The sequence below is a fragment of the Nocardioides aquaticus genome (assembly GCF_018459925.1).
GTDB lineage: Bacteria > Actinomycetota > Actinomycetes > Propionibacteriales > Nocardioidaceae > Nocardioides > Nocardioides aquaticus.
Genome location: NZ_CP075371.1, coordinates 1,755,119 through 1,767,967 on the forward strand (window position 1 = coordinate 1,755,119; position 12,849 = coordinate 1,767,967).

General features: G+C 71.2%; 12 protein-coding genes and 1 pseudogene. 7 read left to right on the forward strand and 6 right to left on the reverse strand.

Features of this window, described 5'->3' with window-relative positions; all coding sequences use genetic code 11:
• Nucleotides 1-42 precede the first annotated feature (42 nt).
• Both ENKNEFLB_RS08450 and ENKNEFLB_RS08455 read right to left on the reverse strand, forming a co-directional pair.
• Complete coding sequence (locus ENKNEFLB_RS08450) at nt 43-1,377, reverse strand: hypothetical protein (RefSeq protein WP_214058784.1); 1,335 nt, start codon at nt 1,375-1,377, stop codon at nt 43-45.
• Entirely contained in the window at nt 1,377-1,841 is a 465-nt protein-coding gene (locus ENKNEFLB_RS08455) for a hypothetical protein (protein ID WP_214058785.1), read from the reverse strand. The genes ENKNEFLB_RS08450 and ENKNEFLB_RS08455 overlap by 1 nt, the downstream gene beginning before the upstream one ends.
• 119 nt (nt 1,842-1,960) lie before the next feature.
• Between ENKNEFLB_RS08455 and ENKNEFLB_RS08460 the strand changes: the two genes are divergently transcribed.
• The 5 genes from ENKNEFLB_RS08460 to ENKNEFLB_RS08480 all read left to right on the forward strand — a co-directional run bounded on the left by ENKNEFLB_RS08460 (nt 1,961) and on the right by ENKNEFLB_RS08480 (nt 5,463).
• Nucleotides 1,961-2,623 (forward strand): DsbA family protein, encoded by a 663-nt coding sequence (locus tag ENKNEFLB_RS08460; protein ID WP_214058786.1) that lies wholly within the window; start codon nt 1,961-1,963, stop codon nt 2,621-2,623.
• The gene (locus ENKNEFLB_RS08465; protein WP_214058787.1) at nt 2,620-3,264 is read left to right on the forward strand and encodes a vitamin K epoxide reductase family protein; all 645 of its coding nucleotides are present in this window, start codon (nt 2,620-2,622) and stop codon (nt 3,262-3,264) included. Before ENKNEFLB_RS08460 ends, ENKNEFLB_RS08465 begins: the two co-directional genes overlap by 4 nt.
• A complete protein-coding gene (locus tag ENKNEFLB_RS08470) occupies nt 3,264-4,031 on the forward strand; it encodes a cytochrome c biogenesis CcdA family protein (protein ID WP_214058788.1) in 768 nt (255 codons plus the stop codon). The genes ENKNEFLB_RS08465 and ENKNEFLB_RS08470 overlap by 1 nt, the downstream gene beginning before the upstream one ends.
• Entirely contained in the window at nt 4,028-4,672 is a 645-nt protein-coding gene (locus tag ENKNEFLB_RS08475) for a TlpA family protein disulfide reductase (protein WP_214058789.1), read from the forward strand. The genes ENKNEFLB_RS08470 and ENKNEFLB_RS08475 overlap by 4 nt, the downstream gene beginning before the upstream one ends.
• A gap of 74 nt (nt 4,673-4,746) precedes the next feature.
• Nucleotides 4,747-5,463 carry a DUF3152 domain-containing protein gene (locus ENKNEFLB_RS08480; protein WP_246535911.1) on the forward strand — a complete coding sequence of 239 codons (717 nt, stop codon included), beginning with the start codon at nt 4,747-4,749 and terminating at the stop codon, nt 5,461-5,463.
• 27 nt (nt 5,464-5,490) lie between these two features.
• Here the strand turns inward: ENKNEFLB_RS08480 and ENKNEFLB_RS08485 are convergent, their stop codons facing one another.
• Together ENKNEFLB_RS08485 and ENKNEFLB_RS08490 are read right to left on the reverse strand one after the other, a co-directional pair.
• Complete coding sequence (locus tag ENKNEFLB_RS08485; protein ID WP_214058790.1) at nt 5,491-6,486, reverse strand: M56 family metallopeptidase; 996 nt, start codon at nt 6,484-6,486, stop codon at nt 5,491-5,493.
• Entirely contained in the window at nt 6,483-6,851 is a 369-nt protein-coding gene (locus ENKNEFLB_RS08490; protein WP_246535912.1) for a BlaI/MecI/CopY family transcriptional regulator, read from the reverse strand. The genes ENKNEFLB_RS08485 and ENKNEFLB_RS08490 overlap by 4 nt, the downstream gene beginning before the upstream one ends.
• Before the next feature lie 71 nt (nt 6,852-6,922).
• Between ENKNEFLB_RS08490 and lnt the strand changes: the two genes are divergently transcribed.
• On the forward strand, nt 6,923-8,482 hold the full coding sequence (gene lnt, locus ENKNEFLB_RS22460; RefSeq protein WP_338040955.1) for an apolipoprotein N-acyltransferase: 1,560 nt from the start codon (nt 6,923-6,925) through the stop codon (nt 8,480-8,482).
• Between the two features lie 76 nt (nt 8,483-8,558).
• On the opposite strand, the pseudogene ENKNEFLB_RS08495 reads toward lnt, so the two are convergent.
• Nucleotides 8,559-10,490: pseudogene (locus tag ENKNEFLB_RS08495) on the reverse strand (bifunctional copper resistance protein CopD/cytochrome c oxidase assembly protein); the annotation flags it as partial.
• Nucleotides 10,487-11,167 (reverse strand): copper resistance CopC family protein, encoded by a 681-nt coding sequence (locus ENKNEFLB_RS08500; protein ID WP_214058792.1) that lies wholly within the window; start codon nt 11,165-11,167, stop codon nt 10,487-10,489. The gene ENKNEFLB_RS08500 and the pseudogene ENKNEFLB_RS08495, both read right to left, overlap by 4 nt.
• A gap of 66 nt (nt 11,168-11,233) precedes the next feature.
• Between ENKNEFLB_RS08500 and ENKNEFLB_RS08505 the strand changes: the two genes are divergently transcribed.
• A complete protein-coding gene (locus ENKNEFLB_RS08505) occupies nt 11,234-12,157 on the forward strand; it encodes a cation diffusion facilitator family transporter (protein ID WP_214058793.1) in 924 nt (307 codons plus the stop codon).
• Nucleotides 12,158-12,849 lie beyond the last annotated feature (692 nt).

Here is a 12,849-nt window from a genome sequence, read left to right on the forward strand (position 1 = left end):
GACGGGCCGGGGGTGTACACGACATGGCGGGTCCCCCTGGACCTAGAGGCCGAACAGCAGGTACAACCCGGTGAACGTGTACAGCGTCATGGCGCCGAGCAGCGGTAGCTGGCCGACGAGGTGACGCCGCGGCGGGAGGAGCTGCAGTGACCGGTCGTGGGCGACGATCACGCCGAGGACGTGCCCGACCACGATGGCCAGCACCTTGATGGTGGCCAGGAGAGTCGGGTTCGTCGACAAGAAGTAGCTGACACCCCACCCGCTGGTGCCGAACAGGTCCGAGCCGTTGCTGAGGGGGTCACTGACCTGGACCAGGGTCTGCTGACCGACCTCGACGAACAGGGTCAGGTAGTGGGCGACCATGTACCCGACGATGACCGGGACGATGCTGGCGGCCAGTCGCCGGGGCATGTGGCGTCGTGGGGTGCCGTCGTTTCCTGGTCCGGCCGCGGCGACTGCGGCGAAGAAGGTCGTTCCCACCAGGGCGCAGGCCGCCAGCAGCACCCCGGTGTCGAGGGCGGTGTTGTCGAGCATGGTCCGCTGGCTGAAGCGGACCCACGGGACCGACTCGCGGAAGCTGTCGAAGGCGGTGGACCCGAGCAGCACCGCCACCACGGCGACCAGTCCTGCTTCTCCGCGGAGACCTGTCATGTTGCGCAGTGGGCTGACCATGATGAGGGTGCCGTCTGCTCGCCGCCCCCAGACTGACAGTCGGGACACCAGGTTCGCGTAGACCTCGAAGGGGTCGGACCGGGACAACCAGCTCGCCCCGAACACCGCCGCGCCGATCACGGTGGCGGCCAGGTACAGCGCGAACCAGAGCCGCAGCGGTCCGAGGTAGGTGGCTTCGGGGTACACCAGTTCGAGCCACACGAAGGCGAAGAGTCCGATCGCTGCCGGCCAGTACCCGAGCCAGGACGGCATGGTGGCGATGCCTTGGTCTGGGTCGCCGCCGGTCGCGCGGGCCAGGATGAGGTGGATGGTCCGGGCCGGGCTGGCCAGGCTGATCACCGGACCGAGGAGGAGCGAGACCGGGACGATGCCGACCCACAGCCACACGTAGACCAGGCCGAAGACCGGGTTGGTCAGGAGGTCCTCGCCCGCGACGGCGGCCCAGGCGGCGAATGCCGCGACCGCCAGGCCGATGGTTCTGACGGCCACGCGGAGGGCGGGGTGGTCGATCACGACGGCGAGGGTGCGTGGCACGACCAGTCCCACCTCGGCGTCGGCGTAGCGCGCCCGGCGCCAGGCCAGCAGCAGGACCAGGAAGGACACCGTCAAGGCGGCGGTGCCTCCGGCGACCGCGAAGGAGGCCGGGATGGGGAGGTCGGCTCCGCCGCCCAGGCCGTGGGCCGAGACGTCCACGGCCGCTCCCATCAGCTCACTTCCAGGAGCGCGACCACGTCGCCGGTGTCGTCGTCCTCGACCTCGACGGATCCGGGGGTCTGGACCGTCAGCTCGAAGGAGGTCTCGCCGGGCTGGAAGGGGAAGTACTGCTCGGGCTTGGAGTGGACGTGCAGCTCACCGGCCCGGTCGGCCTCGACGCTCACCGAGAGTGGGTCGCCGACATCGACGCTGATCTCCTGCGCGTTCGGGGTGATCTCCGCACCGTCCACGACGACGGCGAGGTCGGCCGGGGCGGGCTCGGCGACCTGCGACCGGGACGGCTCGTCACCCGACGGACCGGAAGAGGTGGTTGAGGGGGTGGCTGAGGGGGGCGCCGTCGCCACCCCGTCACCGGTCGGTGCTGCTGCGTCCTCGGTGCCACACGCGGCGAGGAGTGTGAGGAGGATCGCGGCAAGCGCGGGAGCCACGGCCTTGGGCGTGATGACGATGCGCATGGAGGTCCTTCCGAGGGAGGGTCGGCGGTACCGCGGCCCGCGGCGCGGGTGTGGCCGAGGGGTCGCTGGGCGTGATCTACGATGTTGGATAGTACTTGACGGCGAGCGGGAGGCAGGACATGCGGACACAGACCAAGGGTGGGATCGGCGTCATCTTGATCGCGCTGATCGCGATCGGCGCCGTGCTGTTCTTGAACCGGGGCGAGGCGGCACCGGCGGCGGTGGAGAAGACCTCTGATGGCGAGGACTCCCTGTTGGTGCGGGAGGACAGCCAGGTCGTGGGGGAGCCGGCGAGGTCGGGGAACGTGACCATGGTCGAGTTCCTCGACTTCGAGTGCGAGGCCTGCGGTGCGGTCTACCCAGCGGTCGAGCAGCTGCGGGCCGAGTACGACGGCCGCGTCACCTTCGTGGCCCGCTACTTCCCGCTCCCCGGCCACGTCAACGCCGAACCGGCGGCACGCGCGGTGGAGTCGGCGGCCCGTCAGGGCGAGTTCGAGGCGATGTACCAGATGATGTACGAGACGCAGGCTGAGTGGGGGGAGAGCCAGGAGCCCAAGGACGACCTGTTCCGGTCCTACGCCGAGGATCTCGGCCTGGACATGGAGCAGTACGACGCCGACTTCGCGAGCCCCGAGGTGGCCGCCCGGGTGCAGCGCGACGTCGACGACGGCATGGAGCTCGGCGTCCAGGGCACCCCGACCTTCTACCTCGATGGCGAGCTGCTCCAGCCCCGGACCTACGAAGACTTCACTCAGGCGCTGGACGAGGCCCTCGAGTCGTGACCTCGGCGCTCGCACCCACCGGCCCCGCATCGGCTGACGTCGACGCCGGTGTCGGGCCGGATGTGCGGCCGCTGGCCTGGCTCCTGCTCCTCGGCGGGGTGACGGGTCTGCTCGCAGCAGCAACGCTCCTGGTCGAGAAGATCGCGCTCATCGCCGATCCCGCGTACGTGCCCAGCTGCAGCATCAACCCCGTGCTCAGCTGTGGGTCGATCATGTCGACCCCGCAGGCAGAGCTCTTCGGGTTCCCCAATCCGATCATCGGAGTGGCGGCGTTCCCCGTGCTCGCTGCCACGGGCGCGGCGCTCCTGGCAGGCGCGCGGCTTGCGCGGTGGTACTGGCTCGGTCTCCAGGTGGGGGTCGTCCTGGGCCTGGCCCTCGTGGGCTGGCTGGTGTTCCAGAGTCTGTACCGCATCGGTGCCCTGTGCCCGTACTGCATGGTGGTCTGGGCGGTGGTGGTGCCAGTGGCCTTCTACGTCACGTCGTTCAACCTTCGCGCAGGACTGCTCGGAGGGGCCGCGGCGCGCTCGCGCGCGGTCCGGATGGTCGCGGAATCGCACGTACTGGTGCTCGCGGTGGTGCTGGTGCTCGTCCTGGCGCTGGTCCTGCACCGCTTCTGGTCCTACTGGGTGACGGTGCTCTGATGGGTGCTCAGGACGTGGTGCTGTCGGGGTCGATGCTGCTGGCGGTCCCGGTCGCGGTGCTCGCCGGCGTCGTGTCGTTCTTCTCGCCCTGCACGCTGCCGCTTCTGCCCGGTTACCTGTCCTACGTCGCCGGTGTCTCCGACGACGACGCAGCTGGCGGCGCGGCCGCCGGTGCTCCTGCTCGGTCCCGGGTCGTGGTAGGCACCGTGCTCTTCGTGGCAGGCTTCGCGGTCGTCTTCACCAGCTACGGGGTGCTGTTCGGCTCACTGGGCTCCTCGCTGGTCCGCTACCAGGAGACGCTCGTCCGGGTCTCGGGAGCGGTGCTGGTCGTGCTGGGGCTGCTGTTCGCGGGGCTCTCGGACCGGGTCCCGTTCCTGCAACGCACCCTGCGTCCCCGCTACCAGCCGCGGGTCGGGCTCGCGGGGGCACCGCTGCTCGGCATGGTCTTCGGGATCGGGTGGACCCCGTGCGTCGGACCCGCCCTGGCGGCGGTCCTCGCACTGGCGACGACAAGCGCCACGGCCGGTCGCGGCGCAGCCCTGTCCTTCGCCTACAGCCTGGGCATCGGCGTCCCGTTCCTGCTGGCCGCGATCTGGTACGCCCGCGCACGTCGCCTGCTGGTGTGGGTACGCCGCCACTCCACGGCCATCGCCCGCGTGGGCGGCGGTGTGCTGGTCCTGATTGGGCTGCTCCAGCTCAGCGGGGCCTGGTCGGAGATGGTCGCCCAGGTGCAGGTCTGGGTCGCCGGCTGGCAGGTGCCGCTGTGAGCGCACCGGTACCCGAGCCGGACCGCGCAGGACCGGAGCGCAACCTGAAGGGCTCCGCCGTCCTGCTCCTCGTCCTGGTGCTGGTCGCTGTCGCAGCCTGGTACCTGACCAGCCCCGCCCGCGACTCCACCGACACCGCCGCCTCGAGCAGTGTCGGCAGCGGGGACGTCATCCAGCAGTACGCCGAGGGCGACCGGAAGGCGGTCGAGCCGTTCGTCGGGGCGCTGCTCGACGGCGGCGAGTTCGACAGCACCGCCCTCCAGGGCGGCGTCTCGGTGGTGAACGTCTGGGGCTCCTGGTGCGGCCCCTGCCGCGAAGAGGCTCCTGTCCTGGCGCAGGTGGCAGGCGAGACCGAGGATGAGGGGGTGCAGTTCCTCGGCATCAACGTGCGTGACAACCCTGACGCCGCTAGGGCCTTCGAGCGCACCTTCGACGTGCCATATCCCAGCATCGTGCCGGATGACAGTCCAGAGGCGCTTCTTGCCTTCGGGGGGTTGTTGGCCTCAGCCGCGGTTCCGTCCACCGTGGTGGTGGACCCAGACGGGAGGGTCGCGGCCCGGGTGGTGGGCACCGTGACGGCGCCGACGCTCCGCGCCCTGATCGAGGACGCGTCGACGGGGTCTGCGGTGACAGGTCGGTGACTGCCCGGCCCGGTGTGCACCGTCCCCGTCCCCGTCCGCGGTGGCACCGCACTGCTGGGGGGTGGAGTGCCGTGGTGGCAGTGGCGCTGATGGCCGCGACCGTGGCGACCTCGACCGGTGCGGCTCGAAGCACGGTCGAGAGCTCGACCCCCGGGGTGACGCCATCGATCAACCTCGGACCCGCGCCCGCCCGTGCACCCGGCCTGGAGGCGGTCCCGGCCGCTGAGCCCGTACGCCGACCCGTCGAGGGCACCCGGTTCCTTCCCGTGGTGCCCCAGCAGGCGGAGGGGACGTTCGCCGTCGCGCCGGCGCAGGGTGGGTCATCCGGTCCAGCCGACCTGACCTACGTGGTGGAGGTCGAGCGCGGCCTGCCGTACTCCGCCGCCGACGTCGCGACCCAGGTCGACGCGGTGCTGGGCGACGAGCGCGGATGGACCGGGGTCGTGGGCACGACCTTCGACCGTGTCGAGGCAACAGCAGATCTCCGGGTGCGCCTGGCCTCACCCGACACCACCGACCGGCTGTGTGCGCCGCTGCTTACCCGCGGTCAGGTCTCCTGCCGCAACGGCGACCTGGTGGTGCTCAACGCCGTGCGCTGGGCGGTCGGGGTGCCCCACTACGGCGGCCGGGTGGCTGACTACCGGCGCTACGTGGTGAACCACGAGGTGGGTCACGCCCTGGGACAAGGACACGTGTCGTGCCCCTCGCCCGGGGCGCCGGCCCCCGTCATGGTTCAGCAGACCTACGGCTTGCAGGGTTGCCGACCCAACCCGTGGCCGGCGGTGGGCTGAGGAGGACCGGGCCCGGGTGCGTGGGCCTCAGGGAGCGTCGAGGATGGCGGGCAGCAACTGATCGTCTCGGGACTCGACGTAGACGCAGCACCCGGTGGTGGCGGCGTCGAATGCGGGAGCCAGGGCCAGGGCGACCGGCGTCGCCAGCAGGGCCAGCCCTGCTACGGCGGCCCCACCGGCGCGTGCGCGGGCGTGACCGACCGGTGTGCCTGCGAGACGGGTGACGCGGGTCGTGACCTGTGCCCCGGCGACCGCGGGAGCAGCGGCGCGGGTCGCGGGGGCACCGGCCATCCTCATCGTTGCCAGGGCCTGGGCGAGCTGCCGGCGCTCGGCGGGAGCGCGGACGACGTCGTCGGCCTGCATCTCGGCCAGCGCAGCGATCGCCTGTGGGGCGGCCGCGAGGAGTGGCCACCAGGCGAAGGTGCGTGCCAGGGCTGTGGCGAAGGCCAGCGCGAGGTCGTGCCGCACCCGCAGGTGCACCCGCTCGTGGGCCAGGACAAGGGCCAGCTGCTCGGGGGTGAGCAGCGAGGCAGCCCCGGAGGTGACCACGATCTGCGGTCGGCGGCCGGGCAGGCAGTAGACCAGCGGAACCGGGTGGGAGAGCAGGAGGTAGCCGTCGGGATGGGGCGCGCCGACCATGTCCAGCGACATGCGTTGGGAGCCCCGCTCGAGGCCGGCCCGGCGGAGGTCGACCACCGTGAGCAGGAGGACGCGCAGCAGGAGCGCGCCGACGGTGCCTGCTGCGATGGCGGCGAGGAGCGCTCCTCCCGGATTGGGGTAGTGGTGGGCGAGCTCGATCGGGCTCAGCTGCATGATCGCCGCCACCTGGTCCTCGGGTGCCAGGGGGATCGCCAGGGTGAGACCGCCGAGAGCGAGGCAGAGCACGACCGAGACCGTGACTGTCTGCCACGCCCAGATCCCGGCCGCGGGGAACCTGCGTACCCACCGCGCCCGGGTGAGGACACGGTGCCCCAGGGTCGAGGTGGCCGCCGCGAACGTGATGAGGATGAGGGTCGAGATCATGGCTGGGAGTTGCCCGACTCATCCAGCGCGGCGCGGAGCTCCGCCAGCTCCGCCGGGTCGAGCTGGCCGACGAAGTGCAGCAGCGTGGAGCCGCGGTCGCCGCTGCTGCTGAGGACCTGGCCCAGGAGTGCCGCGGTGTGCTCCTCGCGGCTGGTGGTTGGCACGTAGAGGAAGGCCCGACCCGACTTCTCCCGGCGGACCAGGCCCTTGCCGTGCAGGTTGTCGAGGACCGTCATCACGGTCGTGTAGGCGAGGGGACGCTCGCGCTGCAGGTCCTCGAGGACTTCGCGGACCGCGGTGGGCCGGTCCCAGTCCCACAGGCGCTGCATCACGGCCGCCTCGAGCTGGCCCAGGTCCTTCACCACAGCCGCGCTCCACCGCGACTAGTACTGTTGGTCATAGTAATATTGTCCCACACGAGAACGAGGTCGCCCGGGTGTCGTCACCGCCCCGCCTGGTCCGCCCGGTCCAGCCGTTTCTGGTCGCGGGGGCCTCCCTGGGTGCTGGCCTGCTGGCCTCCGCCGGGTTCGAGCCGCTGGCCGTGGGATGGCTCGTCCCGCTGGGCACGGCGTGCTGGCTTGCTGTCACGGCGGGAGCGGGCCGCACGGTCGCTGCCGCTTCCGGACTGCTTTTCGGGCTCGGGTTCTTCCTGCCCCTCCTGGCGTGGCTTGGGCCCTCCATCGGGGTAGGGGCCTGGGTGGGACTCGGCATCGTGCAGGCCTTGTGGTTCGGCCTCGCTGGGACCGCGGTCCGTGCCGTGCGCGGCGTGCCCGGCGCCGCCCTGGCGAGCGCAGCCGTGCTCACGGCCGTCGAGCTGGCACGGCAGTCCTGGCCGTTCGGCGGCCTGCCGTGGGGCCGCGCGGGCTTTTCGGTCGTGGACACGGCGTGGTCAGGGCTGCTGCCCTGGATCGGCGTGACCGGCACCACCTTCGTCTTGATGCTGCTTGCCGCGACCGCCGCGGAGGCGGTGCGCGAGGCCGGCGTGCGGACGCTGTCCACCGTGGTCGTCGTTGCCGTCTGTTCGGTGATCCCGCAGATGGCGCCACCCGTGACCGCCTCCAGCAAGGAGACCTTCACCGTCGCTGCGGTGCAGGGAGGGGTCCCTGGCGACGGAAGATCGGTCGCGGCCTTTCACCGCACCATCACCCGCGCGCACCGGGACGCGACGGTGCGGCTGGCCCAACAGGTGGCTGACGGCGACGTCGCGAAACCGGACCTGGTGGTCTGGCCGGAGAGCTCGACGGCCGTCGACCCCGTGAACGATCCCCGCGCCCGGCGTGCCGTGGACGAGGCGAGCCGCGCGATCGGCGTGCCCCTGCTGGTGAACGGCATCGTGAGCGCCGACGACCCGGATGAGGCACTGAACCAGGCCCTGCTGTGGAACCCCGGCGGCGGAGCAGGTGCTCGGTACACCAAGCGCCACCCGGTCCCGTTCGGCGAGTACGTCCCTTTCCGCGACCTGCTCGGAGGCGCCTCGGACCGCTTCCGCGAGATCCCCCGCAACATCCTGCCGGGCCGGGAGACCCCGCCGATGGAGGTCGTCGGCGACGATGTCGTCGAGGTCGCCATGGCCATCTGCTTCGACGTGGCCTACGACGACGTCATCGCGCCCCAGGTCGCCGCGGGCGCGCAGGTCGTGGTCGTGCAGACCAGCAACGCGACCTTCACCGGCACCAGCCAGCTGGACCAGCAGCTTGCCCTGACCCGTGCCCGGGCGCTCGAGGTCGGCCGCGCGGTCGTGGTCTCCTCGGTCAACGGGGTGAGCGCCGTGATCGATCCCGAGGGCGTCGTGGTCGCCCAGTCACCCACCCAGGTCACCGACGTGCTCGTGCAGCGAGTCCCGCTGGTTGCCGACCTCACCCCGGTTACACGTCTGGCTCCCGTGCTGGGACCGGCGGTGTGGCTGCTGGCTGGGTTGTCGTTGGGTCTGGCGGTGGTCCAACGACGCCGCCAGGCCGTCCCGACAGTCGTGCGAGGTAGTCGTTGTACGCGTTGAGCTCGGCGTCACCGGACCGGTCCTCGTGCCGGTCGAAGCGCCTGCGTTCCCGTCGGTCCGAGCCGACCCAGAGCGCGATCAGTGCCACGGCCATCACCGCCAGGGGGTAGTCGCCCAGGGCCCAGCCGATGGAGGCGCCGAGGTTCTGATCCTCCAGCAGGGAGGCGCCCCAATCGCGCTGGAGGCTGGAGAACCAGGACTCGGCCAACACCCGGTTGCTCGACATCAGCGACACCGAGAAGAAGGCGTGGAAGCCGAAGGTGACCATCAGCAGCAACGCACGGAACGGGAAGGCCGGCCGCTCCGGGCCCGGGTCGATGCCGATGAGTGCGTTGCAGAAGAGATAACCCGAGGCGAGGAAGTGCACCACCATCAGCTGGTGGGCGGTGTGGGCCTGCAGCGACAGCTCGAACAACGAGGAGTAGTAGAAGGCCACCAGGCTGACCACGAACAGGCCCGCTGCGACGACGGGGTGCCCGAGCAGCTGGGCCGGCAGGGAGTGCACGAGCCGGAGCAGCCACTCGCGGCCGCCGTCGGAGCCGTCCCGGCGGCGGGGGATCGCCCGCATCGCCAGGGTCACCGGCGCTGACAGCACCAGGAACATGGGCACCGCCATCGCGATGGTCATGTGCTGGACCATGTGCATGCTGAACAGCACCTCGCCGTACGCGCCGGGTGCTCCGCTGGTGGCCCAGGTGAGCAGGGACCACCCGAGGACCCAGGTGAACGTACGCAGGGGCGACCAGTGGTCACCGCGCCGGGCCAACCGGCGCACCGCGACCAGGTAGGTCACCACCATCATCACGGCGACCGGCAGCCACAGGGAGTCGATGTCCCACCGGGTGAACCAGCCGGCGGCGTCGAGCGCGGGTGGCAGGTCCTTGCCGAGCAGCGACTCGGCCGCGCTGAGGGGGCGTTCTGCCCCGGGGGCTGCCGGCGGCTCGGTCCGGCTCAGGGCGACGCCGGCCCCGGCCGCCACGGCCAGCACGGCGACGTCGAGTGCGACGACACGCAGGAATCGCCCCGGCCGCCCGGCCTCCATCTGGTCGATCAGCCTTGCCCGGTGCCACCAACCCAGGGTGCCGACCAGGCCGAGCGCCGTGACCTTGACGAGCAGCACGGCACCGTAGCCCGACCAGAGGCCCGCGACCTGTTGTAGCCGCAGGGCTGCGCCGAGGGTGCCGGAGACCCCGACGACCAGGAACGACCACCCGGCCAGGGTCGAGTAGCGGCGCACGACGGTCACCAGCTGCGAGCCGAGCCAGGGACGAGCGAGCGCGATCGCAGCCAGACCTCCTAGCCACACCGAGGTGCCGAGCAGGTGGAAGGCCTGCAGGTTGACGGCGTCGTCGTGGTTCAGGGTCCCGGCCGCGTGGCCGGTCAGGGCCATCGGCCACAACCCGGCCAGGGCAAGGAGGACCAGCAGACCCACGGCACCTTGCCGGCCAGCGACGGTGCACCCGAGTGCCACCAGTGCCGCGATGGCGCTGCTGGCGAACAGGTAGCGGCCCAGCTCGAAGTTCTGTGCGAAGAACAGGGCCTGGCCCACCAGGCCCGGTTCGGTGAGCGAGACGCCGGCCGCGTCGGCGTAGGTCAGCACGATCAGCGCGGCACCGGCAGCGCTCCACGTCGCTGCGGCGAGCAGGGCCAGGTCCACCAGCCGCTGGCGAGGGCCTTCGAGGGCGTCCCGCCTCCCGCCGTCCTGGGATCTCGTCCTGGTGGCACCGGCGGTGGGACCCACGCACCACGCTGCCACCACGAGCAGGCCGACGGTGAGCATGGCTGCGATGTCACGCACGGACTGGACCAGAGGGATCCCGACCCGGACCGCGGCGCCGGGGTCGGGCAGGCCCGGTTCGGTCGATGCAGCCAGGGCCCCCACCGCGAGGAGCAGTCCCACAGCAGCGACCGGGGCGGCCAGGACCACGACGTACCGGACGGCAAGGGTGCTCGGCGCGGGCCGGGCAGTCGGCACGGTGCTCGGCACGGTGCTCGGACCCGCGCTCATGAGGTCGACTCGCCGGATGGTGCGCGACGCGCACGCAGCCGCCGCGCGCCCACGACCAGCAGCAGAGGGAGCGCGAGCACCACGACGACGAGCGCGGCCGCGATGGGGAGCCCGGCGGCCGACTCCTGCGCTGCCGGGATGGCGTCGGGGGCGCTGCTCACCGCGCCGGCGCCCGCCTCGTCCTGGGGTGCCGCGGTGTTCGCCGACACCTCGGGCGACGGCGATGAGGGTGATGATGGTGATGACGTGCTCGGGGCGGCGGCGACGCTGAACTCCACTGCCCCCTCGATCGGGTGGCCGTCCACCGACGTCACGCGGAACCGCACCTGCCAGGGTGTCGTGCTCGATGCGTCGGGCACGGCGAGCGCCGAGGAGTCGGCAAGCAGGGTGTCGGTCGATCGGCCCTGGGAGACCGGCAGGCGGCCGAGCTGGCGACTCCCCACGCTCAGCACCACCGCGGCGAGGTCCGGTGAGACGTCCTCGCTGAAGACTAGTTCGACGGTGCCCGGGGCTCGGGCGACCCGATCACCTGCTGCCGGGGTGGAGCCGACGAGGTCGGTGTGCGCCGAGGCCGGACTCGCCGTGGCAGGGATTGCGACGAGCAGGGCGGGCAGCGTCAGCAGCGCCGGGGCGATGATGATCGGGACGCGGTGGGTACGGGCGATGAGCGGGGACATCCGGTTCCTGCCTCTCGGGTCTACTATCGAGCAGCGTAGTTGGCGTGTGTAGACGAAGGAGGGCGCATGGGTTTCGGACATGGGCACGGGCACGACGGGGGAGGCCCTGCTGGCCACGCCGGCGGCCGCCACCGGTGGCGGCTGGCGGTCTCCTTCGCCCTCGTCGCCGGGTTCTTCGTCGTGGAGCTGGTTGCCGGGCTGCTGTCCGGCTCGCTGGCGCTGCTCTCGGACGCCGGCCACATGGCGGCCGACGTGGTCGCACTGGGTGCGGCGCTGCTCGCCACGAAGATCGCGACGAGGAAGGACACGACGGGTCGTCGCACCTACGGGTCGTACCGGGCCGAGATCTTCGCCTCCGGCCTCGCGGTCCTGCTGATGCTGGGTGTCTCGGTCTACGTGGTGACCGAGGCCTTTACCCGCATCGGTGAGGAGGTCGAGATCGCCACGGGCCCCGTGCTGGTGGTGGGCGTCCTGGGACTCCTGGTCAACGTGGCGGCCCTGATGCTGCTGCGTGCCGGCTCGGCCGAGTCCCTGAACGTGCGCGGCGCCTACCTCGAGGTCGTCGCTGACACCGTGGGCAGCCTCGGCGTCATCGCCTCCGCCATCCTGATCGCGACCACGGGAGCGACCTACTGGGACACCCTCGTCGCCCTGGCCATCGGCCTCTTCGTGGCCGTACGAGCAGTGTTCCTCGGCCGACAGGTCCTTGCAGTGCTCGGCCAGCACGTCCCCGAGGGCATGGACATGTCCGACGTCACCACCGAGCTGGAAGCGGTAGGCGGTGTGGCGGGGGTCCACGACCTCCACGTCTGGGCGCTCACGTCAGGGATGCACGTCGCCACCGCCCACCTCGTCGTCGTCCCCGGAGCGGACTCCCAGGACGTCCTGGTCCGGGCCCAGCAGGTGCTCCGCGAGCAGCACCGCATCGAGCATGCGACGCTCCAGGTCGAGGACGAGCCGTCCCAGGCCTGCCACGAGGTCACCTGGTAGGCACCGTGAGACCGACCCCATTGGGCCGGTGACTCGGAGAGCGGGGTGATCGCCGGTTCTCGCAAGCGGATGAGCTGCACCTTTCGGGTGCGAGGATCGACCATGGTGTCGACCGGGCTGCGGCGTGCGTGCTGATGTCGTCCCAAGGCCCTGCAAGGCGATATGGGCTGTGGGTGCCCCCCGGCCCAGGGGCGAGAAGCCGCAGACCGCTGTTCGCAGGTCACAGACGACAACCAAGACCGGCGAAGTTGACCTAGTGAAGAACAGGCCGCTTGTCGGGGCGGTTGGGGTCAGATCCTGCTGCCCTAAGTGGTGGCATGGCCCAGCGAGCCGTCTCTCGGCCGGCCCGGAGTGATCTGGTTGCCATTCACGGCGCGAATGCCGCAATGGTGGCGGTGGTGGCGGCTTCGGCTATTCCTCGACGCCAGCGGCTACGTGCCCGAGGTCAGCGGCCAACTCGACGTTGTCACGACGGCTGCGCCCAGCTCGGAATGACGCAGCACCCACTGGTCGAACTCCTCTCGGGTTCGGTGCCACTGTGGCCGAACGCCGAAACCGGCGGTCGTGGTCGCCCAGATCCAGTTCGAACTGGTCTCAATGCTGCCCACTGGGTTCGTCACTGCATTGGTTTTAACCAAGAAGTGGCCAGGACGGACCTGCAGTCCGCGACGGCATCGCCCGACATGGGTGCG

Coding starts and splice junctions, on each gene's coding strand:
- ENKNEFLB_RS08450 (WP_214058784.1), bottom strand. CDS start 1,377: ATGGGAGCGGCCGTGGACGTCTCGGCCCACGGCCTGGGCGGCGGAGCC.
- ENKNEFLB_RS08455 (WP_214058785.1), bottom strand. CDS start 1,841: ATGCGCATCGTCATCACGCCCAAGGCCGTGGCTCCCGCGCTTGCCGCG.
- ENKNEFLB_RS08460 (WP_214058786.1), top strand. CDS start 1,961: ATGCGGACACAGACCAAGGGTGGGATCGGCGTCATCTTGATCGCGCTG.
- ENKNEFLB_RS08470 (WP_214058788.1), top strand. CDS start 3,264: ATGGGTGCTCAGGACGTGGTGCTGTCGGGGTCGATGCTGCTGGCGGTC.
- ENKNEFLB_RS08485 (WP_214058790.1), bottom strand. CDS start 6,486: ATGATCTCGACCCTCATCCTCATCACGTTCGCGGCGGCCACCTCGACC.
- ENKNEFLB_RS08500 (WP_214058792.1), bottom strand. CDS start 11,167: ATGTCCCCGCTCATCGCCCGTACCCACCGCGTCCCGATCATCATCGCC.
- ENKNEFLB_RS08505 (WP_214058793.1), top strand. CDS start 11,234: ATGGGTTTCGGACATGGGCACGGGCACGACGGGGGAGGCCCTGCTGGC.